The sequence below is a fragment of the Kitasatospora sp. NPDC092286 genome, from assembly GCF_044755565.1.
Taxonomy (GTDB): domain Bacteria; phylum Actinomycetota; class Actinomycetes; order Streptomycetales; family Streptomycetaceae; genus Kitasatospora.
Map to the genome: position 1 here is coordinate 108,666 of NZ_JBIVRD010000008.1, position 26,816 is coordinate 135,481.

The 26,816-nt window shown below is 73.1% G+C and carries 23 protein-coding genes; 14 read left to right on the plus strand and 9 right to left on the minus strand.

Annotation, left to right across the window (positions count from 1 at the left end; all coding sequences use genetic code 11):
- Positions 1–38 precede the first annotated feature (38 nt).
- Entirely contained in the window at positions 39–749 is a 711-nt protein-coding gene (locus tag ACIQIB_RS10335) for a GntR family transcriptional regulator (RefSeq protein ID WP_400653607.1), read from the plus strand.
- A gap of 85 nt (positions 750–834) precedes the next feature.
- Here the strand turns inward: ACIQIB_RS10335 and ACIQIB_RS10340 are convergent, their stop codons facing one another.
- Positions 835–1,515 (minus strand): ABC transporter ATP-binding protein, encoded by a 681-nt coding sequence (locus ACIQIB_RS10340; protein WP_363608731.1) that lies wholly within the window; start codon positions 1,513–1,515, stop codon positions 835–837.
- Positions 1,512–2,588 carry an ABC transporter permease gene (locus ACIQIB_RS10345; RefSeq protein ID WP_400757517.1) on the minus strand — a complete coding sequence of 359 codons (1,077 nt, stop codon included), beginning with the start codon at positions 2,586–2,588 and terminating at the stop codon, positions 1,512–1,514. Before ACIQIB_RS10345 ends, ACIQIB_RS10340 begins: the two co-directional genes overlap by 4 nt.
- Before the next feature lie 168 nt (positions 2,589–2,756).
- On the opposite strand from ACIQIB_RS10345, the gene ACIQIB_RS10350 reads away from it, so the two are divergent.
- From ACIQIB_RS10350 to ACIQIB_RS10360, 3 genes are all read left to right on the plus strand, one after another.
- Complete coding sequence (locus ACIQIB_RS10350; RefSeq protein ID WP_363608727.1) at positions 2,757–3,971, plus strand: sensor histidine kinase; 1,215 nt, start codon at positions 2,757–2,759, stop codon at positions 3,969–3,971.
- Between the two features lie 13 nt (positions 3,972–3,984).
- On the plus strand, positions 3,985–4,632 hold the full coding sequence (locus ACIQIB_RS10355) for a response regulator (RefSeq protein ID WP_400653604.1): 648 nt from the start codon (positions 3,985–3,987) through the stop codon (positions 4,630–4,632).
- 95 nt (positions 4,633–4,727) lie between these two features.
- Positions 4,728–5,753, plus strand: a complete 1,026-nt coding sequence (locus ACIQIB_RS10360; RefSeq protein WP_400757519.1) for a nitronate monooxygenase — start codon at positions 4,728–4,730, stop codon at positions 5,751–5,753.
- Here ACIQIB_RS10360 and ACIQIB_RS10365 read toward each other — a convergent pair.
- Positions 5,741–6,160 carry a MerR family transcriptional regulator gene (locus ACIQIB_RS10365; protein ID WP_400757520.1) on the minus strand — a complete coding sequence of 140 codons (420 nt, stop codon included), beginning with the start codon at positions 6,158–6,160 and terminating at the stop codon, positions 5,741–5,743. The two genes, ACIQIB_RS10360 and ACIQIB_RS10365, sit on opposite strands and share 13 nt — an antisense overlap.
- Before the next feature lie 95 nt (positions 6,161–6,255).
- Here ACIQIB_RS10365 and ACIQIB_RS10370 point away from each other — a divergent pair, with 95 nt between their 5' ends.
- The 3 genes from ACIQIB_RS10370 (at position 6,256) to ACIQIB_RS10380 (ending at position 8,023) form a co-directional block, all read left to right on the plus strand.
- A complete protein-coding gene (locus tag ACIQIB_RS10370) occupies positions 6,256–7,227 on the plus strand; it encodes an aldo/keto reductase (protein ID WP_400757522.1) in 972 nt (323 codons plus the stop codon).
- Positions 7,228–7,325: 98 nt separating this feature from the next.
- A complete protein-coding gene (locus ACIQIB_RS10375; RefSeq protein WP_363608718.1) occupies positions 7,326–7,697 on the plus strand; it encodes a type II toxin-antitoxin system RelE/ParE family toxin in 372 nt (123 codons plus the stop codon).
- Positions 7,694–8,023, plus strand: coding sequence for a helix-turn-helix domain-containing protein (locus ACIQIB_RS10380; protein WP_363608716.1), 330 nt, complete (start codon positions 7,694–7,696; stop codon positions 8,021–8,023). The genes ACIQIB_RS10375 and ACIQIB_RS10380 overlap by 4 nt, the downstream gene beginning before the upstream one ends.
- 21 nt (positions 8,024–8,044) lie before the next feature.
- On the opposite strand, the gene ACIQIB_RS10385 is transcribed toward ACIQIB_RS10380, so the two are convergent.
- Positions 8,045–9,520, minus strand: a complete 1,476-nt coding sequence (locus ACIQIB_RS10385) for an aminopeptidase P family protein (protein WP_400653599.1) — start codon at positions 9,518–9,520, stop codon at positions 8,045–8,047.
- 215 nt (positions 9,521–9,735) lie between these two features.
- On the opposite strand from ACIQIB_RS10385, the gene ACIQIB_RS10390 reads away from it, so the two are divergent.
- The 5 genes from ACIQIB_RS10390 to ACIQIB_RS10410 are packed head-to-tail and all read left to right on the plus strand — an operon-like array spanning position 9,736 to position 15,418.
- The gene (locus ACIQIB_RS10390) at positions 9,736–11,487 is read left to right on the plus strand and encodes an ABC transporter substrate-binding protein (protein WP_400653598.1); all 1,752 of its coding nucleotides are present in this window, start codon (positions 9,736–9,738) and stop codon (positions 11,485–11,487) included.
- A gap of 13 nt (positions 11,488–11,500) precedes the next feature.
- Positions 11,501–12,460, plus strand: a complete 960-nt coding sequence (locus tag ACIQIB_RS10395) for an ABC transporter permease (RefSeq protein ID WP_400653597.1) — start codon at positions 11,501–11,503, stop codon at positions 12,458–12,460.
- Entirely contained in the window at positions 12,457–13,443 is a 987-nt protein-coding gene (locus ACIQIB_RS10400) for an ABC transporter permease (protein ID WP_363608708.1), read from the plus strand. The genes ACIQIB_RS10395 and ACIQIB_RS10400 overlap by 4 nt, the downstream gene beginning before the upstream one ends.
- Positions 13,443–14,444 carry an ABC transporter ATP-binding protein gene (locus ACIQIB_RS10405; protein ID WP_400757523.1) on the plus strand — a complete coding sequence of 334 codons (1,002 nt, stop codon included), beginning with the start codon at positions 13,443–13,445 and terminating at the stop codon, positions 14,442–14,444. Before ACIQIB_RS10400 ends, ACIQIB_RS10405 begins: the two co-directional genes overlap by 1 nt.
- A complete protein-coding gene (locus ACIQIB_RS10410) occupies positions 14,441–15,418 on the plus strand; it encodes an oligopeptide/dipeptide ABC transporter ATP-binding protein (protein ID WP_363608704.1) in 978 nt (325 codons plus the stop codon). Before ACIQIB_RS10405 ends, ACIQIB_RS10410 begins: the two co-directional genes overlap by 4 nt.
- A gap of 334 nt (positions 15,419–15,752) precedes the next feature.
- Here ACIQIB_RS10410 and ACIQIB_RS10415 read toward each other — a convergent pair whose 3' ends face one another.
- Positions 15,753–18,125, minus strand: a complete 2,373-nt coding sequence (locus tag ACIQIB_RS10415; RefSeq protein ID WP_400757524.1) for an immune inhibitor A domain-containing protein — start codon at positions 18,123–18,125, stop codon at positions 15,753–15,755.
- A gap of 201 nt (positions 18,126–18,326) precedes the next feature.
- Positions 18,327–20,393 (minus strand): prolyl oligopeptidase family serine peptidase, encoded by a 2,067-nt coding sequence (locus tag ACIQIB_RS10420; protein WP_400757525.1) that lies wholly within the window; start codon positions 20,391–20,393, stop codon positions 18,327–18,329.
- Between the two features lie 79 nt (positions 20,394–20,472).
- Between ACIQIB_RS10420 and ACIQIB_RS10425 the strand changes: the two genes are divergently transcribed.
- Entirely contained in the window at positions 20,473–21,645 is a 1,173-nt protein-coding gene (locus tag ACIQIB_RS10425; protein WP_400757527.1) for an aminotransferase class V-fold PLP-dependent enzyme, read from the plus strand.
- Positions 21,646–21,707: 62 nt separating this feature from the next.
- On the opposite strand, the gene ACIQIB_RS10430 is transcribed toward ACIQIB_RS10425, so the two are convergent.
- Entirely contained in the window at positions 21,708–22,058 is a 351-nt protein-coding gene (locus ACIQIB_RS10430) for a metalloregulator ArsR/SmtB family transcription factor (protein WP_363608697.1), read from the minus strand.
- Positions 22,059–22,086: 28 nt separating this feature from the next.
- Positions 22,087–22,461 (minus strand): hypothetical protein, encoded by a 375-nt coding sequence (locus ACIQIB_RS10435; RefSeq protein WP_363608695.1) that lies wholly within the window; start codon positions 22,459–22,461, stop codon positions 22,087–22,089.
- A gap of 239 nt (positions 22,462–22,700) precedes the next feature.
- On the opposite strand from ACIQIB_RS10435, the gene ACIQIB_RS10440 reads away from it, so the two are divergent.
- Positions 22,701–25,556 carry a DEAD/DEAH box helicase gene (locus ACIQIB_RS10440; RefSeq protein ID WP_363608693.1) on the plus strand — a complete coding sequence of 952 codons (2,856 nt, stop codon included), beginning with the start codon at positions 22,701–22,703 and terminating at the stop codon, positions 25,554–25,556.
- A 353-nt stretch (positions 25,557–25,909) separates the two neighbouring features.
- On the opposite strand, the gene ACIQIB_RS10445 is transcribed toward ACIQIB_RS10440, so the two are convergent.
- The gene (locus tag ACIQIB_RS10445) at positions 25,910–26,473 is read right to left on the minus strand and encodes a DoxX family protein (RefSeq protein WP_400757528.1); all 564 of its coding nucleotides are present in this window, start codon (positions 26,471–26,473) and stop codon (positions 25,910–25,912) included.
- Positions 26,474–26,816: the final 343 nt, after the last annotated feature.

Below are 26,816 nucleotides of genomic sequence, written 5' to 3' on the forward strand. Positions count from 1 at the left end.
ATTGTACACTGGTGTTCTGCAACCTCCGGAGGAACACCATGGCCGACCTCAAACCCCGCACTCTGATCTCCGTCCAGGAGCGGCTGCGCGATCAGGTCGCCCACGCCCTCCGGGCCGCCTTGATCTCCGGTGAACTCCGCCCCGGCGTGGTCTACTCCGCGCCCGCCCTCGCCGCCGACTTCGGCGTCTCCGCCACCCCCGTCCGCGAGGCGATGCTCGACCTCGCCCGCGAGGGCCTGGTCGAGGCCGTCCGCAACAAGGGCTTCCGGGTCACCGAACTCACCGAGCGCGACCTCGACGACTTCACCGAGATCCGCGCCCTGATCGAGGTCCCCACCGTCGGCCGGGTCACCCGCACCGCCACCCCCGAGCAGCTGGAGCGGCTCCGCCCGCAGGCCGAGGCGATCGTCGCCGCCGCCCGCAAGCACGACCTGATCGGCTACCTGGAGGCCGACCGCCAGTTCCACCTCGACCTGCTCGGTCTGGCCGGCAACGCCCGCCTGGTCGAGGTCGTCGGCGACCTGCGCAAGCGTTCCCGCCTCTACGGCCTCAACCGCCTCGACCAGCGCGGCGAGCTGGTCTCCTCCGCCGAGGAGCACCTGGAGCTCCTCGACCTCATGATCTCCGCCGACGCCGACGCCGCCGAGGCCTGCATGGCCCGCCACCTCGGCCACGTCCGCTCCCTCTGGGCCGCAGGCCAGGAGGAGACCGAGGCGGACCGTCCGGCGCTGCGCCTGCGGGCGCGGTAGGGGGCGGCAGTCGTTCACGCTGCCGGAGTCGATCGGGGCGTCGGTGACGCTGTCGGTGGACGACGTCCTCGCCGTGAAGAAGTAGTCACGCCACCGCCGGAGTCGTGAGGCGGCCGTCGTGGACCTCGGCGATCCGGTCGACGGCGGTCAGGTGGGTGCGGTCGTGGGTGACCAGGACGGTGGCGGTGGCCCGGCGGTGGGTGAGCTCGGTGACCAGGTCGATGACGGCGGCGCCGCGCTCGTGGTCCAGGGCGCTGGTGGGCTCGTCGATCAGCAGCACGGTGGGGTCGTTCATCAGGGCGCGGGCGATGTTGACGCGCTGGCGCTGACCGCCGGAGAGCTGGTTCGGGCGGCGGGCGGCCTGGGCGCGCAGGCCGACGGCGTCGAGGAGTTCGAGGGCCCGGGGGAGAGCGGCGCGCGGGGAGCGGCCGTCCAGGTGGGCCATCACCTGGAGCTGTTCGGCGGCGGTCAGTGAGGGCAGCAGGTTCGCCTGCTGGAAGACGATGCCGATCCGGTGCCGCCGCAGCGCGGTGAGTTCGGCCCGCCCCAGGCCGGTGGTCTCCACGCCGTCCACCACCACCCGGCCGGAGTCCGGGGTGATCAGCGTCGCGGCGACGGCCAGCAGACTGGACTTGCCGGAGCCGGACGGGCCGACCACCGCGGTGATCGAGCCCTTCGGGACGGTGAGCGAGACCTCGTCCAGGGCGGTGAGCCGGCCGTCGCCGTCCGGGTAGGTGAGGGTGATGTGGTCGAGGTGCAGGCTCATCGGGCGCTCCCCAGGGCGGTCAGCGGGTCGACGGAGGTGATCCGGCGGATGGACAGGGCCGCGCCGACCGCGCCGAGCGCGATCATCACGGCGGCCGGGAACAGGACGGTCGGCGCGTCCAGGACGAACGGGACGGTCGAGCCGATCAGCGCGCCGACGGCCGCCGCCAGCGCCGTGCCGACGGCCGTGCCGAGCACCAGCAGCAGGACGGCCTGGCCGAGCGCGTCCTTCAGCAGATAGCGGGTGGAGGCGCCGAGCGCCTTCAGCACCGCGATGTCGCCGCTGCGCTGGATCGTCCAGACGGTGAAGAACGCGCCGATGACCAGGGCCGAGATGGCGAACAGGAAGCCGCGCATCAGTTGCAGCGAGCCGTTCTCCGAGGTGTAGGAGCCGATCGCGGCGAGCGCGTCGTCCCGGCCGCGGGTCTCGGTGCCGTACTGGCCGTCGGCGGTCGCGAGGTCCGCACCGGTGGCGGTGGTCAGGGCGATCACGGTGGCGTGCCCGGCGCCGCCCGGGGCGAACGCCTGCCAGTCGGTGAGGCTGGTCCAGACGACGGGGGTGTGGCTGTACGAGGCCTCGCCGGTCACCGCCGCGACCTGGAGCGGGTGGCCGGCCAGGCTGAAGTTCGCGCCGGGCCGCAGGCCGCCCAGGTCCTCGGCGGCGGCCTCGGACAGGACGGCGCGACCAGGTGCGATCAGCGCGCCCTGCGGGGCCAGCCCGGAGCCGTCCGGGACGCCGAAGGCGGAGAGCGCGGCGGTGCGCCGGTCGGCGGCCGCCTTGGTGGTGGTGATGCCGAGCGGCTCCGCGGCGGTGACACCGGGCGTCCGGGCCCAGCCCTGCCACTGTTCGGGCGTGACCTGGGAGTCGGTGAAGGAGAGCTTCTGGCCGTCGGCCGGCTTCGAGAAGACCAGGTGGTCGGCGGGCAGGCCGGTGATCGCGGAGATGTTCTGCCGCCCCAGCCCGGCCGTCAGACCGGACAACAGGCCGACCAGTACGGTGATCAGCACGATGACGGTCCCCATCAGGGCGAACCGCCCCTTGGCGAACCCCAGATCCCTCCAGGCGACGAACACGAATGGCCCTTTCTTCCGTGAGGCTCTTCCCCGACGCTCACCACAGTGGCGGAGGAGGGGCCGGAGGGGCATCGCCCGGGGGATTGGATCCCCGGCATCAAAGGTGAGAAGCGGAGTTCAACCTTTTGATTGATGCCTGAGAACGGGTGCGGATCCTAGGCTGGACGGATGGCGACCGAACGATTCCGCACCACCCCCGTCGCCCGCGTACTCCAGGTCTGCCTGCACCTGCTGGTGGCGGGCCTGCTCGCGCTCGCCGTCGCCCGCGCCGTGGTCGGCCGGGGCGGCGACCCGGCGGCCGTCATCGCCGCCGCCACCGCGATGGCCGCCGTCTACGCGGCCGGCCCGCTGGTCGGCGCCGTCCGCCGGTCGCGGCGGGCCGCCGCGCTCTGGCTGGCACTGCTCGGCGTGACCTGGGTCGGGGTGCTGATCGCCACCCCGGACGGGGTCTGGCTGGCCTTCCCGCTCTACTTCCTGGAGCTGCACCTGCTCGGCCGCCGGTCGGGGCTCGTCGCCGTCGGGCTCACCGCGGTGGCCGCGATCACCGCGTACTCCTGGCACCTGCACATCCTCAGCCTGGCCGCGGCCATCGGACCGGCCCTCGGCGGGGCCGTCGCGGTGGCCACCGTCTTCGGCTACCAGGCGCTCTACCGGGAGAGCGAGGAGCGGCGCCGGCTCATCGACGAACTGACCGAGGCCCGCGCCGACCTCGCCGCCGCCCACCACGCCGCCGGGGTGCTGGCCGAGCGGGAGCGCCTCGCCCGGGAGATCCACGACACCCTGGCCCAGAGCCTCTCCAGCATCCAGCTGCTGCTGCGCGCGGCCCAGCGGGCCCTGCCCGAGCGCACCGAGGCCGCCGCCGGCCATGTCGAGCAGGCCCGGCAGGCCGCCCAGGACAGCCTCGCCGAGGCCCGCCGCTTCGTCCGCGCGCTCACCCCGCCCGACCTGGAGGGCGGCTCCCTGCCCCTCGCCCTCGAACGGCTCTGCGCCACCACGACGGCGCACAGCGGTCTGCCCGTCCGGCTGCATGTCGCGGGCGATCCGGTGCGGCTGCCGGTGCCGCAGGAGGTCGCGCTGCTGCGGATCGCGCAGTCCGCGCTCGGAAACACCGTCCGGCATGCGCGGGCCTCGCACGCAGAGGTGACGCTGAGCTACATGGAGGGCGAGGTGGCGCTGGACGTGCTGGACGACGGGGCCGGGTTCGACCCGGCGGCGGTCGCCTCCGGCGCGGCGGCGGGGGAGGGGGACGGCGGGTTCGGGCTGCCGTCGATGCGGGCGAGGGCGCGGGCGCTGGGCGGTACCTTCGCGGTGGAGTCCGCGCCGGGGGAGGGGACGGCGCTCGCCGTGCTGCTGCCCGTCGCCGCTGTCGAGGAGCGTCCGTGACCGAGGAGCGTTTGTGACCGACCAGCTGATCCGACTGCTGCTCGCGGACGACCACCCGGTGGTCCGGGCCGGGCTGCGCGCCGTCCTGGAGAGCGAGCGGGACTTCGTCATCGTGGCCGAGGCCGCCACCGCCGAGCGGGCGGTCGAACTGGCGGCGGAGGCCGAGGTCGACGTGGTGCTGATGGACCTGCAGTTCGGCCCCGGCTCGACGATGAACGGCGCGCAGGCCACCGCGGCCATCACCGCCCGGCCGGGCGCGCCCCGGGTGCTGATCGTCACCACCTACGACACCGACGCGGACACCCTGCCCGCGCTGGAGGCCGGGGCCACCGGCTACCTGCTCAAGGACGCGCCGCCGGAGGAGCTGGCCCGGGCCGTGCGCGCGGCGGCGGAGGGCCGGTCGGCGCTGGCGGCCACGGTGGCGGACCGGCTGCTGGAGCGGATGCGGACCCCCTCGGCGGCGCTGAGCGCACGGGAGACGGAGGTGCTGGGGCTGGTCGCCGACGGGCTGACCAACCAGCAGATCAGCCGGCAGCTGCACCTGAGCCAGGCCACCGTGAAGTCGCACCTGGTGCACATCTACACCAAGTTGGGGGTGGACTCGCGTACGGCGGCGGTGCGGGAGGCGCGCGGGCGGGGGCTGATCCGGCGCGGGGGCTGATCCGGTGCCGGGCGGCGGTCGGCCGCCGCCGGGCGGGCGTAGGGTGGGCCGGGTTCGAACCGCTTTGTGTACGTGTGGAGTGGAGGAACCCCCTCATGGCCGTCCGTCTCGACGAACTCGCCGTTCCCGTCATCGCCGCGCCGATGGCCGGCGGCGCCTCCACCCCGGAGCTGGTGGCCGCCGTGAACGGGACCGGCGCCCTGGGATTTCTCGCCGCCGGGTACCGCAGCGCCGCCGCGATGGTCGAACAGATCCACCGGACACGTGAGTTGACGGACCTGCCGTTCGGCGTGAACCTCTTCGTCCCCGCCGCGCCCGGCGATCCGGCGGCCGTCGCCGGGTACCGGGCGCACCTGCTGCCGGAGGCCGAGCGCTGGGGCGTCCGGCTCCCCGAGACGATCGCACCGGACCGCGACGACTGGGACGCCAAGATCACCGCGCTGCTGGCCGGGCCCGTCCCCGTCGTCTCGTACACCTTCGGCCTGCCCTCGCCCGAGGAGGCGCGGGCGCTACGGGCCGCCGGGGCGTACCAGATCGGCACCGTCACCACGCCCGAGGAGGCGCGGCACGCGGAGGCGGCCGGGATGGACGCGCTCTGCGTGCAGGGTCCGGAGGCGGGCGGACACCGCGCCACCCACCGGGTGGCGGACCGCCCGGGGGTCGTCCCGCTGCTCGAACTCCTCACCGCCGTACGGGCGGTGACGGTGCTGCCGCTGATCGCGGCGGGCGGCCTCGCCGACGGTCCGGCCATCGCCGCCGCGCTGCGGGCCGGGGCGGTGGCCGTCCAGGTGGGCACGGCGCTGCTGCGCTCGGACGAGTCCGGCGCCTCGGCCGCGCACAAGGCCGCCCTTGCCGAACTCCCGGACACCGTCGTCACCCGGGCCTTCACCGGCCGCCCGGCCCGCGGCCTGCGCAACGCCTTCATCGAGCGGTACGAGCCGTACGCCCCGCCCGCCTACCCCGAGGTGCACCACCTCACCCAGCCGCTGCGCGCGGCGGCGACGGCGCGGGCGGACACCGACGCCATGCACCTGTGGGCCGGCACCGGCCACCGCTCGGCCCGCACCGGTCCGGTGGCGGCCATCGTCGAGGAGCTGTGGCGGGCGGCTCAGCGGTCCTGACCGGCGCCCCCGGCGCCCCCGGCGCCCTCGGCGTGGAGAAAGGCGCGGTAGTGGCCGATCTTCGCCCGGATGTGTTCCTGCTGCCGCCGCAGGTGGGCGAGTTGCTCCTCCACCTGCGCGTCGTGCTCCTCCAGGACGGTGAGCCGCTGCGCCACGGTGCCGTCGCCGCCGCGCGCCAGTTCGGCGAAGCGCAGCATGCCGGCGATCGGCATCCCGGTGTCCCGCAGGCAGCGCAGCATGCCGAGCCAGGCGAGGTCGTGCTCGCTGAACCGCCGATGACCGGTCCGGGCGCGCTGCACACTGCCCAGCAGGCCGATGCGTTCGTAGTACCGCAGGGTGTCCAGGCTGAACCCGGACCGCTCGACCGCCTCCGCGGGCGTCAACAGCTCACTGCCGGATGCACTCATGCGAATGATCATGCCACCGTTGCCGGTTGACCTGGACCGCGCTCCAGCTGCCAGGGTTTCCGGTACGAACCCCACCGCTCTTCACGGAGGAAACCGTGCGCCACCGCACTCTTGGACGCCGCGCCGACGGAACCCCCGGGCCCGAGGTCAGCGTGCTCTGCCTGGGCGCGATGCCGTTCGGCACCCGGGTCGACGAGGCCCGCGCCTTCGCGCTGCTGGACCGTTTCACCGAGCGGGGCGGCACCTTCGTCGACACGGCGGACAACTACAGCTTCTGGCACGACGGCGCCTGCGGCGACGAGAGCGAGCTGGTGCTCGGCCGGTGGTTCGCGGCGCGCGGCAACCGGGACGCCGTGGTGCTGGCCACCAAGGTCGGCGCCCGCCCGGCCGGCCCGGGGGAGTGGCCGGCCAACGCGGAGGGGCTGTCGGCGGCAGCGGTCCGTACCGCCGTCGACGGCAGCCTGAAGCGGCTGGGCACCGAGCGGATCGACCTGCTGTACGGGCACCTGGACGATCGCCGGGCGCCGCTGGCGGAGACGGTCGACGCCTTCGGGGCCCTGGTCCGGGAGGGCACGGTCGACGTCCTGGGCAGCAGCAACCAGCTGACCTGGCGGCTGGAGCGGGCCCGTGCGCTGGCCCGCACCCGGGGCCTGGCCGGGTACAGCTGCCTCCAGCAGCGCCACACGTACCTGCGGCCGCGGCCGGGCGCGGACTTCGGGGTCCAGCAGCCCGTCACCCCCGAACTGCTCGACTACGTCCGCGCCGAGCCCGGCCTCACCCTGCTCGCCTACGGCCCGCTGCTGCACGGCGCCTACGCGGCCCCGGCCCGGCCGCTGCCCCCGCAGTACGACCACCCGGACTCGGCGGCCCGGCTCGCCGCCCTGCGTGAGGTCGCCGCCGACACCGGCGCCACCCCGGGCCAGGTCGTCCTGGCCTGGCTCCTCGGTGGTGACATCCCTGTTCTCCCCGTCATCGGGGCCACCACCCTCGCCCAGCTCGACGAGGCCCTCGACGCCGCCGGCCTCGACCTCACCCCTGCCCAGCGCACCCACCTCGACGGGGCGTGAGCGCCGGGGCGCGGGCCGGAGCCCGTGTCGTCCCCCGGAAGAGTGGATAGCCGGGCGAGGGGCCGGTAACGTATAAGACACAACTTAACGTAGCGGGTATGTGGGAGATCACTCTTCTTGGGCCGGTGAACGACTGGTTCCTGGATATCTGTGTCCATGACCCGGACACCGCCAACCAGATCGCCAATGCGGTCAACCTCCTGGCGCGCCGCGGGCCGCTGCTGGGGCGTCCGTTGGTGGACCGGGTCCACGGCAGCGGACTGCACAACCTCAAGGAACTGCGGCCAGGCTCGGCGGGGCAGTCGGAGATCAGAATGCTCTTCGTGTTCGATGCCGAGCGGGAAGCGATCTTCTTGGTCGCCGGTGACAAGAACGGGCAGTGGGCCCGGTGGTACGACGAGAACATTCCGTTGGCTGAGCGGCGCTACGAGCAGTACGTCAAGGAGTCCGAGAAGGGAGCCGACGCATGAAGGGCCGTAGTTGGACCGAGGTATGGGCCGAGGCACAGCGCCTCAACCCCGAGCTGGCCACGCCCGAGGCGGAGGCGGAGCGGGCCCGGATGCGGCGGGAGACGCTGGCGCGGATCCGCGGGTACGAGCTGGCGGAGCTGCGGCGGAAGGCGGGGCTGACGCAGCGGGAGGTGGCCGGGCTGCTGGGGGTGAGCCAGGCGCGGGTGTCGCAGATCGAGCACGGGCAGGTGGACAGCCTCGACAACCTGCGGGCCTATGCGGCGGCGATCGGTGGCGAGGTGGAGGTGACCGTGCGGCAGGGGGATCGGACGGTCAAGGTGGCCTGATCCCCCTGCCGGTGCGCGGGATCAGCCGAGCAGGTCGGACATCCAGGACTCGATGCCGGCGACGGTGCGCGGGAGGGCGCCGGACATCAGGTGGGCGCCGTCGGCGGTGATGACGAGGTCGTCCTCGATGCGGATGCCGAGGCCGCGGAGTTCCAGCGGGAGGGTCTCGTCGTCGGGCTGGAGGTAGAGGCCGGGTTCGACGGTGAGGACCTGGCCCTCCTCCAGGACGCCGTCGAGGTAGGTCTCGGCGCGGGCCTTGGCGCAGTCGTGGACGTCGAGGCCGAGCATGTGGCCGCTGCTGCAGAGGGTGTAGCGGCGGTAGAGGCCGCTGTCCTCGGCGAGCGCCTGCTCGGCGGGGATCCGCAGGACGCCCCAGTCGGCCAGGCCTTCGGCGATGACGCGCATGGCGGCGCGGTGGAAGTCGCGGAAGCGGGCGCCGGGCCGCAGTGCGGCGATGCCGGCGTCCTGCGCGGCCAGGACGAGCTCGTAGGCCTGGCGCTGGACGGGCGAGAAGGTGCCGCCGAGCGGGAGGGTGCGGGTGATGTCGGCGGTGTAGAGGGTGTCGGTCTCCACGCCGGCGTCCAGCAGCAGCAGGGCGGAGGGGTCGAGCGGGCCGTCGTTGCGGATCCAGTGCAGGACGCAGGCGTGGGCGCCGGAGGCGGCGATGGTGTCGTAGCCGGTGCCGTTGCCCTCGGCGCGGGCGCGCAGGTTGAAGACGCCCTCGATCCAGCGCTCGCCGCGCGGGTGGCGGAGCGCGGCGGGCAGCGCGCGGACGACGTCCTGGAAGCCCAGCACCGTGTGGTCGACGGAGAGCTGGAGCTGCTCGACCTCCCAGGCGTCCTTGATCAGGCGCAGTTCGGAGAGCACCGAGGCGAGTTGGGCGTCGGCCTGGCCGAGGGCGGGGGCGCCGGGCCGGCCGGTGGCGGCGTCGAGGGAGGAGTCGACGCCGGCCAGGACGCGGGTGGCGGGCTGCGGGCCGCTCAGCAGCTTGCCGAGGTCGTCGAGGTGTTCGGTGCGTACGCCGGTGAGCCGGGAGGCCTCGCCGAGGTCGGGACGGCGGCCGACCCAGAACTCGCCGTAGCGGCGGTCGCGGTAGAACTGCGAGCCGTGTGCGCCGGCGCCGCCGCGCGGGGAGCGCGGGCGCAGGTAGAGGACGGGCTCGTGGCCCTCGGGCCCGGTCGGTTCGAGGACGAGGATGTGCCCGACCTGGTCCTCGCCGGTGAGGCCGGTGAGCCAGGCGTAGGCGCTGTGCGGGCGGAACCGGTGGTCCACGTCGTTGCTGCGGACCTTCAGCTCGCCGGCGGGAACGAGCAGCCGCTCGCCGGGGAAGGCCGCGGAGAGCCGGGTCCGCCGGGCGGGCAGCACCGCGAACCCGGGGACGCGCTGGTCGGCGGGGAGCGGGGTGGCGGCCCAGGCGGTGCCCATGAAGGCGTCCAGGGCGGGGGAGACGGGGAGGTCGTGGCTGCCGATGTTGAGCGCGGGCTGGTGGAGGGTCACCGGGGGAACTCCTATGCGGGGCGGGGGAGCTGCACGGACACAGGTCGGTAACGGGATGCGCCACCCCTTGTGCAGTGCAATTTCACATTACTATGTTACGGGTCACACCGCGGAGCGGCTAGACCCCCTGAGGTCGTCCTCCCCGGCCGGGTCCCGGATCAGCCCCGGGGCCGACCACGGGCCTTCACGGCAGGCCCCCCACTGCGGAGTTGCACATGACCAGGCGCACCCACGCCGCCCTCGCGGCGGCCCTCGCAGCGACACTCACCCTCGGTCTCGGGGCGTGCGGCAAGGACGACAAGAGCGACACCGGTGGCGAGGCCGCCGGCAGCACCAAGGCCCCGGGGGCCGCATCCGGCACCATCGTCGGCGGTACGCCGGTCAAGGGCGGCACCCTCACGGTGCTCTCCAACCAGGACTTCGCCCACCTCGACCCGGCCCGCAACTGGACCATGCCGAACATGGACTTCGGCATCCGGCTGCTCTACCGCACCCTGGTGACCTTCAAAGCGGAGCCCGGCGCGGCCGGCAGCGAGATCGTCCCCGACCTGGCCACCGACGTCGGCCGGCCCTCGGACGGCGGCAGGACCTGGGCCTTCACCCTGAAGGACGGTGTCAAGTACGAGGACGGCACCCCGATCAAGGCCGCCGACATCAAGTACAACGTCGAGCGCTCCTTCGCCCCCGACCTCACCGGCGGCCCCGACTACGCCGCGCAGTACCTGGCCGGCGGCGAGAACTACAAGGGCCCGCTCACCGGTGAGCACCTCGCCAGTGTCGAGACGCCCGACGACAAGACGATCATCTTCCATCTCAAGCGCCCGGTCGCCGAGTTCTCCTACACCGCGACCCTGCCGACCTTCTCGCCGGTGCCGCAGTCCCAGGAGAAGGGCACCCAGTACGACCTGCGCCCGTTCTCCTCCGGCCCGTACAAGATCGAGACGTACGAGCGCGGCAAGCAGCTGGTACTGGTCCGCAACACCAACTGGGACCCGGCCGGCGACCCCGTCCGCAAGGCGTACCCGGACAAGATCGTCGTCGTGCAGGGCCTCAAGGGCGGCCAGGTCGACGACCGCCTGATCGCCAGCGAGGGCGCGGACGCCTCGGCCGTCGAGATGCCCTGGATGCGCCCGGAGTCCGTCGCCAAGGTGCTCACCAAGCCGGACGTCAAGGAGCGGCTGGTGGCCGAGCGGACCGGCTGTACCGACCTGCTGTACATGAACAACTCCCGGGCGCCGTTCGACGACCCCAAGGTCCGCGAGGCGATGATGTACGCCGTCGACAAGGACTCGCAGGTGACCGCGTTCGGCGGCCCGGCGATGACCGACTACGCCAGCTCCTTCCTGCCGCCCGCGCTGACCGGCGGCGCCCGGCAGGACCCGCTGAAGATCCCCTCGACCGGCGATCCGGCCAAGGCCAAGGAACTGCTCGCGGCGGCCGGGAAGCCGGACCTCAAGGTCAGCCTGACCGTCTCCACCGGCGACAAGACCCGCGGTGAGGCGCTCCAGCAGTCGCTGGCCAAGGCCGGCATCCAGGTCACCATCAACACCGCCGACCCGTCGGTCTACAGCGACACGATCGGTGACACCAAGAACGCCCCCGACCTGTCGCTGAGCGGCTGGTGCCCGGACTACCCGTCCGGTGCCACCTTCCTGCCCTTCCTCTTCGACGGCCGCACCATCAAGGAGACCGGCAACCAGGGCAACTACAGCCAGTTCCGGGACCAGGCCACCTCGGAGCGGATCGACCAGATCAACGCGATGACCGACCTCAACGAGGCGAGCGCCGCCTGGCTCCAGCTGGACCAGGACCTGATGAAGAAGGCCCCGGCGGTGCCGGTCCTCTGGCAGCGCCGCCCGCTGCTGGTCGGCACCAACATCGCCGGCGCCTTCGGCCACCCGGTGTGGACCGGCTTCTTCGACTTCGCCACGATCGGTCTCAAGGACCCTTCGAAGAGCCAGGGCTGAGGGACCGTCACCCATGAGTTCAACCACTGAGCCCGCCGCCGTGGCCACCACGGCGGCGGGCCCCGCGAAGGCCGCCGGCCGCGGCCCCTGGCGGCTGGTCTGGGACCAGCTCTGGGCCAGGGGTTCGGCCAGGTTCGGCCTGGTGATGGTCGGCCTCCTGCTGCTGATGGCCGCTCTGGCCGGCCCGCTCAGCGCGCTCGGCGGCTGGACGCCCGAGGAGTTCGACAAGCGCGCCATCGACCCGTACCTCGGCGGCCTGCCGCTCGGGGACTTCGGCGGGATCGGCGCCCGGCACTGGTTCGGCGTCGAACCCGCCACCGGCCGCGACCTGTTCGCCCGGGTGCTGCACGGCGGCCAGGTCTCGCTGCTGATCGCGTTCACCGCCACCGCCCTGGTCGTGGCCGCCGGCACCCTGGCCGGCATCGCCGCCGGCTACTTCGGCGGCCGCGTCGACTCGGCGCTCTCCCGGCTGATGGACCTGACGATGTCCTTCCCCTCGCTGATCTTCATGATCGCGATGATGTCGGTGGCCAAGGACGTCAACCGGATCCTGCTGATGACCCTGGTGATCGGCCTGTTCGGCTGGCCCGGCATCGCCCGGGTGGTGCGCGGGCAGACCCTCTCGCTCAAGCACCGCGAGTACGTGGAGGCCGCCAAGGTCGGCGGCGCCCGCTCCTGGCGCATCCTCACCCGGGAGATCCTGCCCAACGTCTCCGGCCCGATCATCGCCTACACCACGCTGCTGATCCCCGGCATGATCAGCACCGAGGCCGCGCTCAGCTACCTCGGCGTCGGCGTGCGTCCGCCGACCCCGTCCTGGGGCCAGATGATCGCCGAGAGCATCAACCACTACGAGACCGACCCGACCTACTTCCTGATCCCGACGGTCTTCCTGTTCCTCGCGGTGCTCGCCTTCACCCTGCTCGGTGACGCGCTGCGCGACATCCTCGACCCGAGGGGAGGCCGGTCGTGATCCTCTACCTCGGCCGACGGCTGCTCGGCGTGGCCGGCATCCTGCTCGCCGTCTGCGCCATCACCTTCACCATCTTCTACCTGCTGCCCAACGACCCGGCGGCGGCCGCCTGCGGCAAGACCTGCACCGCCGAGCGGGTCGCCGAGGTCAAGGTGGCGATGGGCCTGGACAAGCCGGTCTGGGAGCAGTTCGCCTCCTACCTGACCGGCATCTTCGCCGGGCGCGACTACGGCAGCGGGCCCAGCGCCGTCCGCTGCGAGTTCCCCTGCCTCGGCTACTCCTACGACTACTCGCTGCCGGTCTGGGACCTGCTCATCGACCGCCTGCCGGTCTCCGTCTCGCTCGCCCTCGGTGCGGCCGTGCTCTGGCTGGTGCTCGGCCTCGGCGCCGGCGTCACCTCCGCCCTGCGCAAGGGCACCCTGACCGACAAGGCGCTGATGGTGCTCTCGGTGGGCACCGCCTCGCTGCCGGTCTACTTCACCTCGATCATGCTGATCTGGGGCGTCGTCCGGAGCGCCGGCCTGCTGCCCTACCCGGCGTACGCCAAGTTCACCGAGGACCCGTTCTCCTGGGCCTCCAACCTGCTGCTGCCGTGGATCGCCCTGGCCCTGCTGTACGCGGCCATGTATGCCCGGCAGAGCCGCAACTCGATGATCGAGACGATGGCCGAGCCGTACATCCGCACCGCCCGCGCCAAGGGCCTGCCCGCCCGCACCGTCACCGTCAAACACGGGCTGCGCTCCGGCATGACGCCGATCCTCACCATCTTCGGCATGGACCTCGGCGGCCTGCTGGCCGGCGCCGTCATCACCGAGTCCATCTTCGGTCTGCCCGGCATCGGCCGGCTCTTCTACGACGCGCTGGTCCGCTCCGACCAGCCGGTCATCCTCGGCGTCACCCTGCTCGCGGCCACCTTCATCGTCGCGGCGAACCTGCTGGTCGACCTGCTCTACGCCTACGTCGACCCGAGAGTGAGGTACTGATGAGCGCGCTGCTGGAGGTCGACGACCTCCGGGTGTCCTTCGACACCCCGCGCGGCACCGTCCGGGCCGTGGACGGCATCTCCTTCACCGTCGAGGCCGGCCGGACCCTCGGTCTGGTCGGCGAGTCCGGCTCCGGCAAGTCCGTCACCTCGCTCGCCGTCATGGGGCTGCACCGCGGCGCCGCCGTCACCGGCTCGATCAGGCTGCACGGGCAGGAGCTCAACGGCCTGTCCGAGCGGCAGCTGGGCACCGTCCGGGGCCGGCGGATCGCGATGATCTTCCAGGACCCGCTGTCCAGCCTGCACCCCTTCTACACCGTCGGCGAGCAGATCGCCGAACACTACCGGGTGCACTTCAAGGCCAACCGCAAGGCCGGCCGGGAGAAGGCGATCGAGATGCTGGGCGAGGTCGGCATCCCCGAACCCGCCCGCCGCGTCGACGAGTTCCCGCACCAGTTCTCCGGCGGCATGCGCCAGCGCGTCATGATCGCCATGGCGCTCGCCTGCGAACCCGAGCTGCTGATCGCCGACGAGCCCACCACCGCCCTCGACGTCACCGTCCAGGCCCAGATCCTCGACCTGATCGCCCGCATCCAGCAGGACCGCGGCCTCGGCGTCGTCATGATCACCCACGACCTCGGCGTGGTCGCCCGGGTCGCCCACGAGGTGCTCGTCATGTACGGCGGCCGGGCCGCCGAACAGGCCCCCGTGGACCAGCTGTTCGGCAGGCCCGCGCACCCCTACACCCGGGGGCTGCTGGACTCCCTGCCCCGCCTCGACGACACCGACGACGCCCCGCTGCGGGCCATCCCCGGCAGCCCGCCGTCGCTGATCGCCCCCGCCCCCGGCTGCTCCTTCGCCCCGCGCTGCGCCCGCACCGTCGCCGCCACCGCCGAGGAGCACGCCCGCTGCCTGGCCGAACGCCCCGGGTTCGGCCCGCTGGCGCCCGGCCACCAGGCCGCCTGCCATCTGCCCCTGGTGCCGGAAGGAGCCCGGTCGTGACGGAGACGCTGTTGTCCGTGAGGGACCTGGTGAAGACCTTCCCCGGCCGACGGGGGCGGACCGGCCGGGCCGGGGCGCCGGTCCGGGCCGTGGACGGCGTCAGCTTCGACGTCGGCAAGGGCGAGACGCTCGGCCTGGTCGGCGAGTCCGGCTGCGGCAAGTCCACCACCGGTCGCATGATCGTCCGGCTGCTCGACCCGACCTCGGGCACCGTCACCTTCGACGGTACCGAGATCGGCGGCCTGAGCCAGGCCGAACTCCGGCCGCACCGGCGGGACCTGCAGATGGTGTTCCAGGACCCGTACTCCTCGCTCAACCCCCGGCAGACGGTGGCCCGGATCATCTCCGAGCCGCTGCTGGTCCAGGGCACCGGCGCGGCCGACGCACGCAAGCGCGCCGGTGAGCTGATGGAGCTGGTCGGGCTCATCCCCGAACACCTGGACCGCTACCCGCACGAGTTCTCCGGCGGCCAGGCCCAGCGGATCGGCATCGCCCGGTCGCTGGCCACCTCGCCGCGGCTGGTGATCGCCGACGAGCCGGTCTCCGCGCTCGACGTCTCCATCCAGGCCCAGGTGGTCAACCTGATGGAGCGGCTCCAGCACGAGCTGGGCCTGGCGTACGTGTTCATCGCGCACGACCTCTCGGTGGTCAAGCGGGTCTGCGACCGGGTCGCGGTGATGTACCTGGGCCGGATCGTCGAGATCGGCGACAAGGCTGAGGTGTACGGCAGCCCCGCGCACCCGTACACCAGGGCGCTGCTCTCCGCCGTGCCGCTGCCCGACCCGGCCGCCGAGCGGGAGCGCGAGCGGATCGTGCTGCTGGGCGACCCGCCGAGCCCGGCCAACCCGCCCAGCGGCTGCACCTTCCACCCGCGCTGCCCGAAGGCGCAGGAGCTCTGCCGGACCGAGCGGCCGCTGCTGCGGATCGCCGGGCCGGGCGCCCGGGAGGCGGCCTGCCACTTCCCGGAGGGCTGAGCCCCCGGGCCGCCGGCCGCCGTACCGCTCGGTCACCCCCACGCCGAGTGGTACGGCAGCCCTCCGAGGGGGCGCGCCCTCACCGACCCCCGGTCGGGCGCGGTGGGGAACCTCACGAGGGCCGCGCCCGGCCGGGTCCACCCGTGGCACCGTGCTCCACCGGGTCCGTCGCGCCGGTGCGGTGCCGCTGTCCTCGTTGGTGCCGCCGACGCCGGCCGCGGTCGTCCTCGGCGTCAGCTCGACGGTGCCGCGCGACCAGGCGGAGCCGGTAGTACGCGCAGGCCCCGGCCCCCCTTCCGCCGAAGGGGGGCCGGGGCCTGCCTGCGTACCGGTCTCAGGAGGCCGGGCCGACCCGGACGGTGGTCAGCCGCCCGTCGCGGGACTCCCGGACGACCTCGATCTTCGTGTTGGTGTCCGGCACCTTCACCCCGAGCTGCGGGGTGGCCGGGTCGGTGTAGACGCCGGTGCGGTCGTTGAAGGCCGGGACGGCCGGCTCGGACGGGATCCGCACCGGGACGCCGCCCTTGTGCAGCGTGAACGCCGTGGTGGGCTTCAGCGAGAAGGTCGCGTCGAAGGTCTGCGCCCGGCCGTTGACCAGCGTGCCGTCGGCGAACCGGATCGGCGCCGGGTGCGCGTCGACCGGCAGGATCAGGCCGCCGCCCGGGTGGCTCACGGTGTTGTTGTCGCCGTAGGCGGTGTCCCAGAGCCAGACCAGCACGCCCTCCTGGTACGGGTAGTTGTCGACGATGTTCTGCTTACCGGCGACACCCGTGTACCCGAAGTTGTACGGGCCGGTCTTCAGGAAGGCGCCGTAGCCCGCGTACCGGCGGTTCTCCACCAGGTAGGCGCGCGGGTGCTGCTTGACCGCGTCGCGCCCGGTGATGACCGAGAACCCGGTGGCCGTCCAGCCGTTGGCGCCGTTCTCGGCACCGTCGGCGAACAGCTCCGTGCCCCCGGCGGTGATCCGGACGGCGTCGACCAGCACACCCTTGCCGTGGGTGTTGTTGTCCGAGGTGACGTGGAAGCGCAGCCGGACCTGCTGCCCGGCGTACCCGTCGAGCGGGATGTGCAGCTGCCGGTAGGCGCCGGACGCGCCGCTCAGGCCGGGGGTGTTGGCGCTCGTGTTGCCGATCGGGGCGCCGTCGACCGTGCCGCCGAGCGGCTTCCAGGTCCGGCCCTCGTCGGTGGAGGCCTCGACGGTCAGGAAGTCGTAGTCGAGCTCGGTGTCGTACCAGACGGCGGCGTCCAGTGCGGCCGGTCCGCCGGCCGAGCGCAGATCGACGCTGCGGGCCAGGGAGTTGTCGAGGTTGTCACCGGTGTCGCTCCACCACTGTTTGCCGCCCTGGTAGGGGTCGGCCAGTTCGGTGGTGGTGGTGCTGTCCGGCAGGTGGACCAGGAGGGCCTGGGCCTGGTCGGTGTTGTAGCCGCTGACGCCGAGGGCGTGGCTGGAGCGGGTGGCGGCCTGCCCCTCGTCGTAGTTGAGCCAGCCGAACTGCAGCTTGCTCCAGGCGTCGAGGTCGCCGGGGTAGCCGCCGGTGGTGTTGCTGCCCTTGCCGAGGTAGGAGCCGGAGGCCATCAGCGACCAGAAGTTGACGCTGTTGTCGCCGCCGGCGGTGCTGTAGAGGTCCGGCAGGCCGAGGTTGTGGCCGAACTCGTGGGCGAACAGGCCGACTCCGCTGTTCTCGCCGGCCTGGACGTAGTCGTAGACGTACAGCCCGGTGTCGCCGACCGGGACGCCGCCGATCCGGTTGCCGGTCGGGCCGGTCTGTCCGGCCGGGTCGGGGAAGGCCCAGCTGCGGTGCGCCCACAGCGCGTCGGCACCCTGCGCGCCGCCGCCCCAGGTCTCGTCGACGCCCGCGTGCACCACGATCACGTTGTCCAGGTAGCCGTCCGGCTGGCTGAACGTGCCGCTCTTGTCGTGGTCGTAGCGGTCGTAGACGTCGTACTGGGCGAGCTGGCTCCTGACGTCCGCCGCCGTCCGGCCCTTGGCGATCTCGCCGTCGTACCAGGCCTTCACGGCGTCCTGGACGAACTCCTGGGCCTGGGTCCAGGCGCCGGATCCCTGCGGGCCCTTGTTGCTGCCGTACCGGGCCTCGTTGTACGGCACGGTCACCCAGTCGCTGACGGTGCCCTCGACGTCGTACCGGCCGGAGGACTGGGTGCGGTAGTAGTTGCGCATCGAGACGGCGCCGGGCCGGTCGTCGAAGAACATCCGCTGGTAGTGGTCGCGGTCGAAGTCGCCGCTCCAGAGCGTGTGGTTGTCGCTCTTGTCGGGCTTGGGGATGGTGTTGTGGCGCGGGCCCGGCGTGCCGCCGTAGCGGGGCTGGCCGTTGTGGAGCGTGGCGGTGTCCACCTGGTCGCCGAACTGGGCGAGGATGACGAAGACCTTGTCCTTGCGCTCCTGCGCGAGCTGGACGTAGTCGTTGCCGATCTTCACCTTGGCCGGCGTCCGCCGGTCCGGAGTCCTGGCGACGACGCCCTTGTTGAGCTGTTCCAGCGCCTTGGTGCGAAGCGCCTGGCGTTCGCGTTCCTGTGGCGCGAGCGGTGCGGGCGGGGCCTCGGCGCCGCCGGCCTCGGCGCTCCGGGCGGCGATGGCCGCGGTGGTGACGGGGGAGGGGGAGGCGGCCTGGGCGGGGGTGCCGAGGAGGGTGGCCGCTATCGCGCTCGTGGTGAGCGCGGCCGCGAGTGCCGCGGACAGTCTGCGCAACTGACCGGTCCTTTCCGGAGGGGTGGTCGGGTGGGCGCAGGTAATATTTCACATGTCACGGGTTACGTGGAAGGGGTGGCGCTGACGGAAAGGGCGCCGCGCGACCCGGCCGGTCGTGCGGCGCCCCTGATGTGACGAGATCTCAGTTCCGGTGTGCTCCACGGCGGTGCCGAGCGCCGCCGCTCACCGCCGTGCCGCCGGCTACCGCAGCGCGCCGTTCAGGAAGGCGAGTTCGGCCTGCGTGATCTCCTCGTTCACCCCGCCGGGGGTCATGTGGGTGACGCCCGGCAGCGGCAGCACGGCGTGCGGGCGGCCGGCCCGGGTGAGCGCCTGGGAGAGCAGCAGGGAGTGCGAGGGGTGGACGTTGTCGTCGGCCAGGCCGTGGATCAGCAGCAGCGGCCTGGTGAGCGCCGGGGCGTCCCCGACCAGGCAGTCGGCCGCGTAGCCCTCCGGGTTGTGCTGCGGCAGACCGAGGTGGCGCTCGGTGTAGGCGGTGTCGTACTGCCGGAAGTCGGTGGGCGCCGCGCCCGCGCAGGCGGCGTGGAAGACGTCCGGGCGGCGCAGCACGGCGAGCGCCGCGAAGTAGCCGCCGTACGACCAGCCGCGGACGCCGACCCGGCCGAGGTCGAGGTCGGGGTGGGTGTCGGCGAGCGCCCGCAGGGCGGCCACCTGGTCGTCCAGCGCCACCTGGGAGAAGCGCCGGAAGATCGCCCGGGTGAAGTCGGGCGAGACGAACGGGGTGCCCCGGTTGTCGGTGGTGACCACCGCGTAGCCCTGGTCGGCCCACCACTGGCGCAGCTGCCAGCGGCGCGGCTCGGTGGCCACCGCCTGGTAGCCGGGCCCGCCGTAGACGTCCAGCAGGACGGGCAGTCGGCGGCCGGCCACATGGTCGCGCGGGTACACCACGGCGGTGGGCAGGCCGAGTTCGGTGACCCGGGCGAGCCGGGGATCGACCCGGTAGGGCAACCGGGCGCTCAGGTCGGTGAGCTCGCTCTCCTCGCCGTGGTGGAGCAGCCGGCGGCGGATGCCGTCGGGGTCGGCGGAGGTGAGCAGCAGGGTGTCGGCGGCGGCGAGGGCGCTGTGCACGCCGGGGCCGGTGCTGAGGCGCTCGGGTGCGCCGCCGTCCGGGTCGATCAGGTGGACGTGCTGGTCGGCCGGGTCGCCCTCGCCGGTCTCGGTGAGCAGCTTGCCGTGGAGCCGGCCGACCACGCGGCGGATCTGCAGGCCGGTGGTGTCCAGCGGCTTGCCGTCGAGTGCCAGGCCCCGGGCCCCGGGGGTGTCGTGGACGGTGAGCAGCCGTCCACCGGCGAGCCGGGCGGGCGTGCCGGGCAGCTCGTCGACCCAGAACTCGTCGGTGGTGCGCGAGAGTTCGCGGGTCTCGCCGGTGGCGGGGTCGGCGCTGAGCAGGAGTACGTGCTGCTGGAGCCGGTCGGCGACGGTGAGCAGGATCTCGCCCTCGTCGGCCCACTGCGCGGCGCAGAGGTACGGGAACTCGGCGGCGGCCCAGTGCAGTCGGGTCCGCTGTCCGTCCAGGCCGAGGACCCAGAGCTGGACGTCGGCGTTGGGCCCGCCGGCCTGCGGGTAGGCGAAGTCCTCGGGCTGTTCGGCCGGGCGTGCCGGGTCGGCGAAGTAGCGCCTGGGCAGGGCGGATTCGTCCACCCGGGCGGCCAGCAGGGCGCCGCCGTCCGGGCGCCACCAGTGGCCCCGGGAGCGGCCCAGCTCCTCGGCGGCGGCGAACTCGGCGACGCCCCAGCGGGCGCCGTCGGCCGGGCTGAGCGGGGCGGGGCAGGGGGTGACGTACAGGGCGTCGTCGGCGACGTAGGCGACGTGCTCGCCGGCCGGGTCGGGCCGGGGGTCGAAGGCGGGCCCGGCGACCGGGAGTTCGCGGCACTCGCCGGTGGCGGTGTCGGCCCGGAACAGCCGCCCGTCGAGGGTGAAGACGGCGGTGGAGAGGTCGGCGGTGGCGGCGTAGGCGCCGATGCCGGCCGCGGTGAGGCGGATCCGCTCGCGCAGGCGGCGTTCGACGGCCGGGAGGCCGGCCCGGTCGCCGGTCCGCCCGGGGGCGAGGGCGGCGGGGTCGGCCACCAGGCGTTCGCCGCCCTCGGCCGGGTCGAGCAGCCAGAGCCGCTCGACCCGGTCCTCCGGGCCGGTCGAGCGGAGCAGCAGCAGCCGGGTACCGTCCTCGCTGAGGGTGATCGCCCGCGGAGCGCCGTAGGTGAAGCGGCCGGTACGGGCGCTGAGGGAGAGGAAGGGGTCGGTGATGGTCACGGCCCGATGGTCTCCGCGCGGTGCCTCGCCCGGCCAGTATTCTGTCATGTGAAATGTCACACATCACTTAGGAGGCGCAGTGACCGAGGACCTGCGGACAGCCGAGCCCCCGGCCGCGCTGCCCGGGACGGACACGCTGTTCACCCTGGCGCCGGAGGCGGCCCATCTCAACCACGGCTCCTTCGGCACGGTGCCCGTCCCGGTCCAGCGCGCCCAGGAGCTGCTCCGGGCCGAGCAGGAGCGCGACCCGGACGGCTTCTTCGCCGACCTGCCCGACCGGGTCGCCGCCGCCCGTACCCGGATCGCCGCCGAGCTGGGCACCGACCCGGCCCGGCTCGCCCTGGTCGCCAACGTCACCGAGGCCGTCGCGATCGCCCTGGACAGCGTCCCGCTCGCGCCGGGCGACCGGATCCTGGTCACCGACCACGGCTACGGAGCCGTCACCGAGGCGGTCCGGCGGCGTGCCCGGGAGACCGGCGCCGAGGTGCACACCGTCCACCTGCCGCTGGATCTCCCGGACGAGGACACCGTCCGGGAGGCCGTCCTCGCCGGCGTCACCGACCGCACCCGGCTCGCCGTCCTGGACCAGATCAGCTCGCCCACCGCCCGCCGGATCGCCGGCCCGGAGCTGCTCACCGCGCTGCGCGAGCACGGCGTGACGACCGTGGTGGACGGCGCCCACGCGCCCGGCATGCTGCCCGCGCCGGTGGCCGGGGCGGCCGACTTCTGGTTCGGCAACCTGCACAAGTGGGCCTTCGCCCCGCGCGCCACCGGCGTCCTCGCGGTCCGCCCGGAGTGGACCGGCCGGGTCCGCCCGCTCGCGCTCTCCTGGGAGCACCACCGGGGCTTCCCCGCCAGCGTCGAGTGGCGCGGAACCTGCGACTACACGCCGTGGCTGGCCGCCCCGGCCGGGTTCGACCTGCTGCGCGAACTGGGCGCCGACCGGGTGCGCGACCACAACGAGCGGCTCGCCGCCCACGGCGCGCGGCTGCTGGCCGAGCACGCCGGGCTGACGCCGCTGCCGGCCACCCCTGGCCTGTCGATGCGCGCGCTGCGCCTGCCGCGGGGCGTGGGCGAGAGCGACGCCGAGGCACGGGCGGTGATGGCGGAGGTGTGGCGGCGGCTGTCCGCCCGGATCGCGGTGCGCCCCTGGCCGGGCGGCGGGGTGCTGCGGGTCAGCGCGCAGCTGTACAACCGGCCGCACGAGTACCGGACGCTGGCGGAGCGGCTGCCGGAGCTGCTGCGCGGCTGACCCGCGGCACCCCGCCGGGCCGCGGCCGGGCCCGCTCGGCCCGGCTGCTCCGGCTGATTCGGTCAGCCCGGTTGTTCCGGCCGGTCCGCGGCGGCGCGCAGCTCGGCGAGCAGCAGGTGCTGGTCGGCGAGCAGCACCGTGAGGATCCGCCGGGCGGCCCGGAGCAGGTCGGCGACATCGCCCCCGGCCAGCGCGTACACCACCGTGCTGCCCTCGCGGGTGGCGGTGACGATGCCGGACCGGCGCAGGACGGCGAGCTGCTGCGAGAGACTGGACGGTTCGACCGCCAGCTCGGCGAGCAGATCCCGGACCGGCGTCGGTCCGGCCTGCAGCAGCTCCAGCACCCGGATCCGGACGGGGTGGCCGAGTATCCGGAAGAACTCGGCCTTGGCCTGGTACAGCGCGACCGCCACGGCGCCCCCTTCCCCGCTGCCCGGCCGGTCAGAGCTCCAGTCCCAGCTCGATCCGCTTCAGCTGGTGGCGGGCCATCGCGAGGTTGGCGCGGGCCCGGTTGAGCGCCAGGAAGAGGAAGAGGCCCCGGCCGTTCTGCATGGTGAGCGGCCGGACCAGGTGGTACTGGCTGGTCAGGCTGACCAGGATGTCCTCGATCTCGTTGTCGTGGAGGTTGAGCATCTCCATGGTCCGCATCTTGGCCCGGACCAGGTCGGTGTTGCCGGCGGCGGCGACGTTGAGGTCGAACTCGCCGCCCTCCCCGAGGGTGCCGAGCGCCATGCCGCTGCCGTAGTCGACCAGGGCCACACCGATCGCGCCCTCGATGCCCATGGCTTCTTTGAGGGATGTCTCCAGGTTCGCCATCGTCATTCCTCCCGTGAGTGGTGGCTGTGGTCCGAATCTAGGGAGGGTGGGCGGTACTCCAGCGAAGATGACCGGAGACGTCCGAAGCTGGCGCGTTCGTGATCGCTTGAAGACATTTGCAACTATGGATCTGAGAGAGAAGTGATCCAGTAGCGCAGAAAAACGGTGCTATCGATGTCGGCCCTCACGGGTAACCTCTCGCTGAGATGCGAGATCACACCAATCACACCCGGACGGCGATGAACACCCCTGTGCCCGAGCCCCACGACGACCAGGAGCTCGGCCCCGCCGAGGCCTACGCGGCCTTCCGCCGCCGGGCCAAGGAGCAGGCGACCGCCCTCTACGGCTTCCAGCAGCTCTACGACTTCCCGCTGGACGACTTCCAGCTGGAGGCCTGCCAGGCCCTGGAGTCCGGTGAGGGTGTCCTGGTCGCGGCGCCCACCGGCTCCGGCAAGACCATCGTCGGCGAGTTCGCCGTCCACCTCGCCCTCCAGGGCGGGCGTAAGTGCTTCTACACCACGCCGATCAAGGCGCTCTCCAACCAGAAGTACGGGGACCTGGTCAAGCGCTACGGCGCCGCCAAGGTCGGCCTGCTCACCGGTGACAACACCGTCAACGGCGACGCACCCGTGGTGGTGATGACCACCGAGGTGCTGCGCAACATGCTCTACGCGGGCTCCAGCACCCTCGACGGCCTCGGCTACGTCGTCATGGACGAGGTCCACTACCTCGCCGACCGCTTCCGCGGCGCCGTCTGGGAGGAGGTCATCATCCACCTCCCCGAGTCCGTCACCCTGGTCTCGCTCTCCGCCACCGTCTCCAACGCCGAGGAGTTCGGCGACTGGCTGGACACCGTGCGCGGCGGCACCAAGGTGATCGTCTCCGAGCACCGGCCCGTCCCGCTCTGGCAGCACGTCATGGCCGGCAACCGGATGTACGACCTGTTCGCCGACCCGGACCGCGACGGCCGCCCCAAGGACGCCCCGCGCAACCCGGCCAAGGCCGTCAACCCCGAACTGGTCCGTCTCGCCCGCTCCGAGCTGGACCGCAACCCGCGCGACAAGTTCGGCCGCGGCCGCGGCCGTTCCATGCCCAACGGCCGCCCCGGCCGGGTCTGGACGCCGGGCCGGGTCGACGTCATCGACCGGCTCGACGCCGAGGGCCTGCTGCCCGCGATCACCTTCATCTTCAGCCGGGCCGGCTGCGAGGCCGCCGTCCAGCAGTGCCTCAGCTCCGGCCTGCGGCTCAACAAGGACGCCGACCGCGCCCAGGTCCGCGCCATCGTCGAGGAGCGCTGCGCCGACATCCCCGACGAGGACCTGCACGTCCTCGGCTACTTCGAGTGGCTGGACGGGCTGGAGCGCGGCATCGCCGCCCACCACGCCGGCATGCTGCCGCGGTTCAAGGAGGTCGTCGAGGAGCTCTTCGTGAAGGGCCTCGTCAAGGCCGTCTTCGCGACCGAGACCCTGGCGCTCGGCATCAACATGCCCGCCCGTTCGGTGGTCATGGAGAAGCTCGTCAAGTGGAACGGCGAGACCCACGCCGACATCACCCCCGGCGAGTACACCCAGCTCACCGGCCGGGCCGGCCGGCGCGGCATCGACATCGAGGGCCACGCCGTGGTGCTCTGGCAGCGCGGCCTCGACCCGGAGGCCCTGGCCGGCCTGGCCGGCACCCGCACCTACCCGCTGAAGTCCTCCTTCCGGCCGTCCTACAACATGGCCGTCAACCTGGTCTCCCAGTTCGGCCGGCACCGCTCCCGCGAGCTGCTGGAGACGTCCTTCGCGCAGTTCCAGGCGGACCGCTCGGTGGTCGGCATCGCCCGGCAGGTCCAGCGCAACGAGGAGGGACTGGACGGCTACCGCGCCTCCATGACCTGCCACCTCGGCGACTTCGACGAGTACATGGGCCTGCGCCGGCAGCTCAAGGAGCGCGAGAACGAGCTCGCCCGCGAGGGCAGCAGCCAGCGCCGCGCCGCCGCCGTCGAGTCCATCGAGCAGCTCAAGCCGGGCGACGTCATCCACGTCCCCACCGGCAAGTTCGCCGGTCTCGCCCTCGTCCTCGACCCGGGTCTGCCGCCGGTCAGCCGCTCGCCGCGCGGCGGTCCGCGCCACCCCGACTACCAGGACGGGCCGCGCCCGGTGGTGCTCACCGCCGAGCGGCAGGTCAAGCGGCTCGCCATGATCGACTTCCCGCACCCGGTCGTCGCCATCGAGCGGGTCCGGATCCCCAAGTCCTTCAACCCGCGCAGCCCGCAGTCCCGGCGCGACCTCGCCTCCGCACTGCGCACCAAGGCCGGCCACCTGGAGCCCGAGCGGTTCCGCAAGGGCCGGGCCGCCGCCGCCGACGACCCGGAGATCACCCGGCTCCGCACCGAGCTGCGCCGCCACCCCTGCCACGGCTGCGACGAGCGCGAGGACCACGCCCGCTGGGCCGAGCGCTACCACCGGCTGCACCGCGACACCGACCTGCTGGAGCGCAGGATGCGCTCCCGTACGCACACCATCGCCCGCACCTTCGACCGGGTCTGCGGGCTGCTCGCCGACCTCGGCTACCTCCAGGGCGACACCGTCACCGACGACGGCAAGCGCCTCGGCCGGCTCTACGGCGAGCTGGACCTGCTCGCCTCCGAGTGCATCCGCGAGGGCGTCTGGAACGGCCTCGCCGCCGCCGAACTGGCCGCCTGCGCCTCGGCGCTGGTCTACGAGGCCCGGCAGGCCGACGACGCCGCCGCCCCCAAGGTGCCCGAGGGCGGCGCCAAGGAGGCGCTCGGCAAGATGGTCCGGATCTGGGGCCACCTGGACGCCCTGGAGGAGCAGCACCGGATCAACACCGCCGAGGGCGTCGGCCAGCGCGAGCCGGACCTGGGCTTCGCCTGGGTCGCCTACCGCTGGGCGCTCGGCCACAGCCTGGACGCCGTCCTGCGCGAAGCCGACATGCCGGCCGGTGACTTCGTCCGCTGGACCAAGCAGCTGATCGACGTGCTCGGCCAGATCCAGGACGCGGCCGGCGAGGACGTCGAGCTGCGCCGGACCGCTCGCAAGGCGGTGGACGGGCTGCGCCGCGGCATCATCGCCTACTCCTCGGTCGGCTAGCCGGACACCCGGAGGGGCCCGCACGTTCGCCACGAACGTGCGGGCCCCTTCGCGTGCCGGTGACTTCCACCCTCCACCCCCGCCCCCTGCCTCTCGCAGGAAGCCGGCCCAGCCGACCTCCTGCGCAGAAGACGGCGAGAGTGTTTCTGCAGCCTCCGCCCTGGTCTTCGAGGACGGCGAAGACCGGTATCAGGGCCCGGTGCCACTGCCTTGGCCTTGCACGATCCAGATGGCGAACCCGACCACCGCGCTCGACCGGGGCGGCTTCGCCCGACCCGAGCGAGGCCGCCACCGCAGCCCGTCCTGCCGCGACGGGCCGAGGCTCCCCGGGGCCGCCGCGGTCTGGTCCGCGATCAGCCCGTCATCGCCTGTCGGTCGGCTCGGGCGCTGGTGCCGACGAGGTGACCGCCGCGCGGGGCCGGCTCGGGTGCCGGGCCGGGTTCGGTCCGTTCCTCTCGTCGGCCGGCGACGGTCAGGCAGGCCGCGATCAGCACGATGTTCTTGAGGATGTACTGCCCCTCCAGCGTCGGGACGGGCGGGATGCCGTGCACCCACACGTCGTTCGGCAGCAGGACGAGCGTCGCGAACACCCCGGTCATGTGCGCGAAGAAGACTGCCAGCACCACGCGGAGCAGCAGTCCGGTGACCAGGCCGGCCCCGATGATGACCTCCATGAGTGCCAGCAGCGGCCGTGAGACGCCGGGCGGCACCAGATCGAAGGTCATCAGGCTCATGCAGCGGGTGGCGAGGTCCTCGGCGGGGCTGGCTCCCGGGATGAACTTGAGCACCCCGAACCAGAGGTACACCACCCCGACGCTGACCCGCAGGACTCCGGGGGCCACCCGCCGGTAGCCGCGGGAGAAATCGTCGGCCCGGCGTCTGCCCGTCCGAACCATCCGTGCGAGATGTGACTCCATCCGCCCCTCCTTCAGATCCCTTCAGAGTTCCCCGGCACCGAAGAGGACGGGGCACACCGCGGTTGGCTGGATCCGGGTGAGGGGCGGCCCGAAGCACCAACCGGGGCGCGGCCTGTCAGGTGCCGGCTCGGAAGTTCGCAGCTTAGCGCCCTGCTGCCGCGGCGGGTAGGTTCATTGTGTTGTCCGATGATGCGATGAAGATCGGTCCAGGCCGGGCGCGCGCCCGCGCCGGCGCGCGCCCCCCCCCCAAGGGTTGGCCGGGTGTGGGGGCCCGGGGCCGGGGGGCGCGGGTGGTTTAGGCCGCGAAAAAAAAGGGATTAGGGGGGGGGGTGATAAGGGCGCC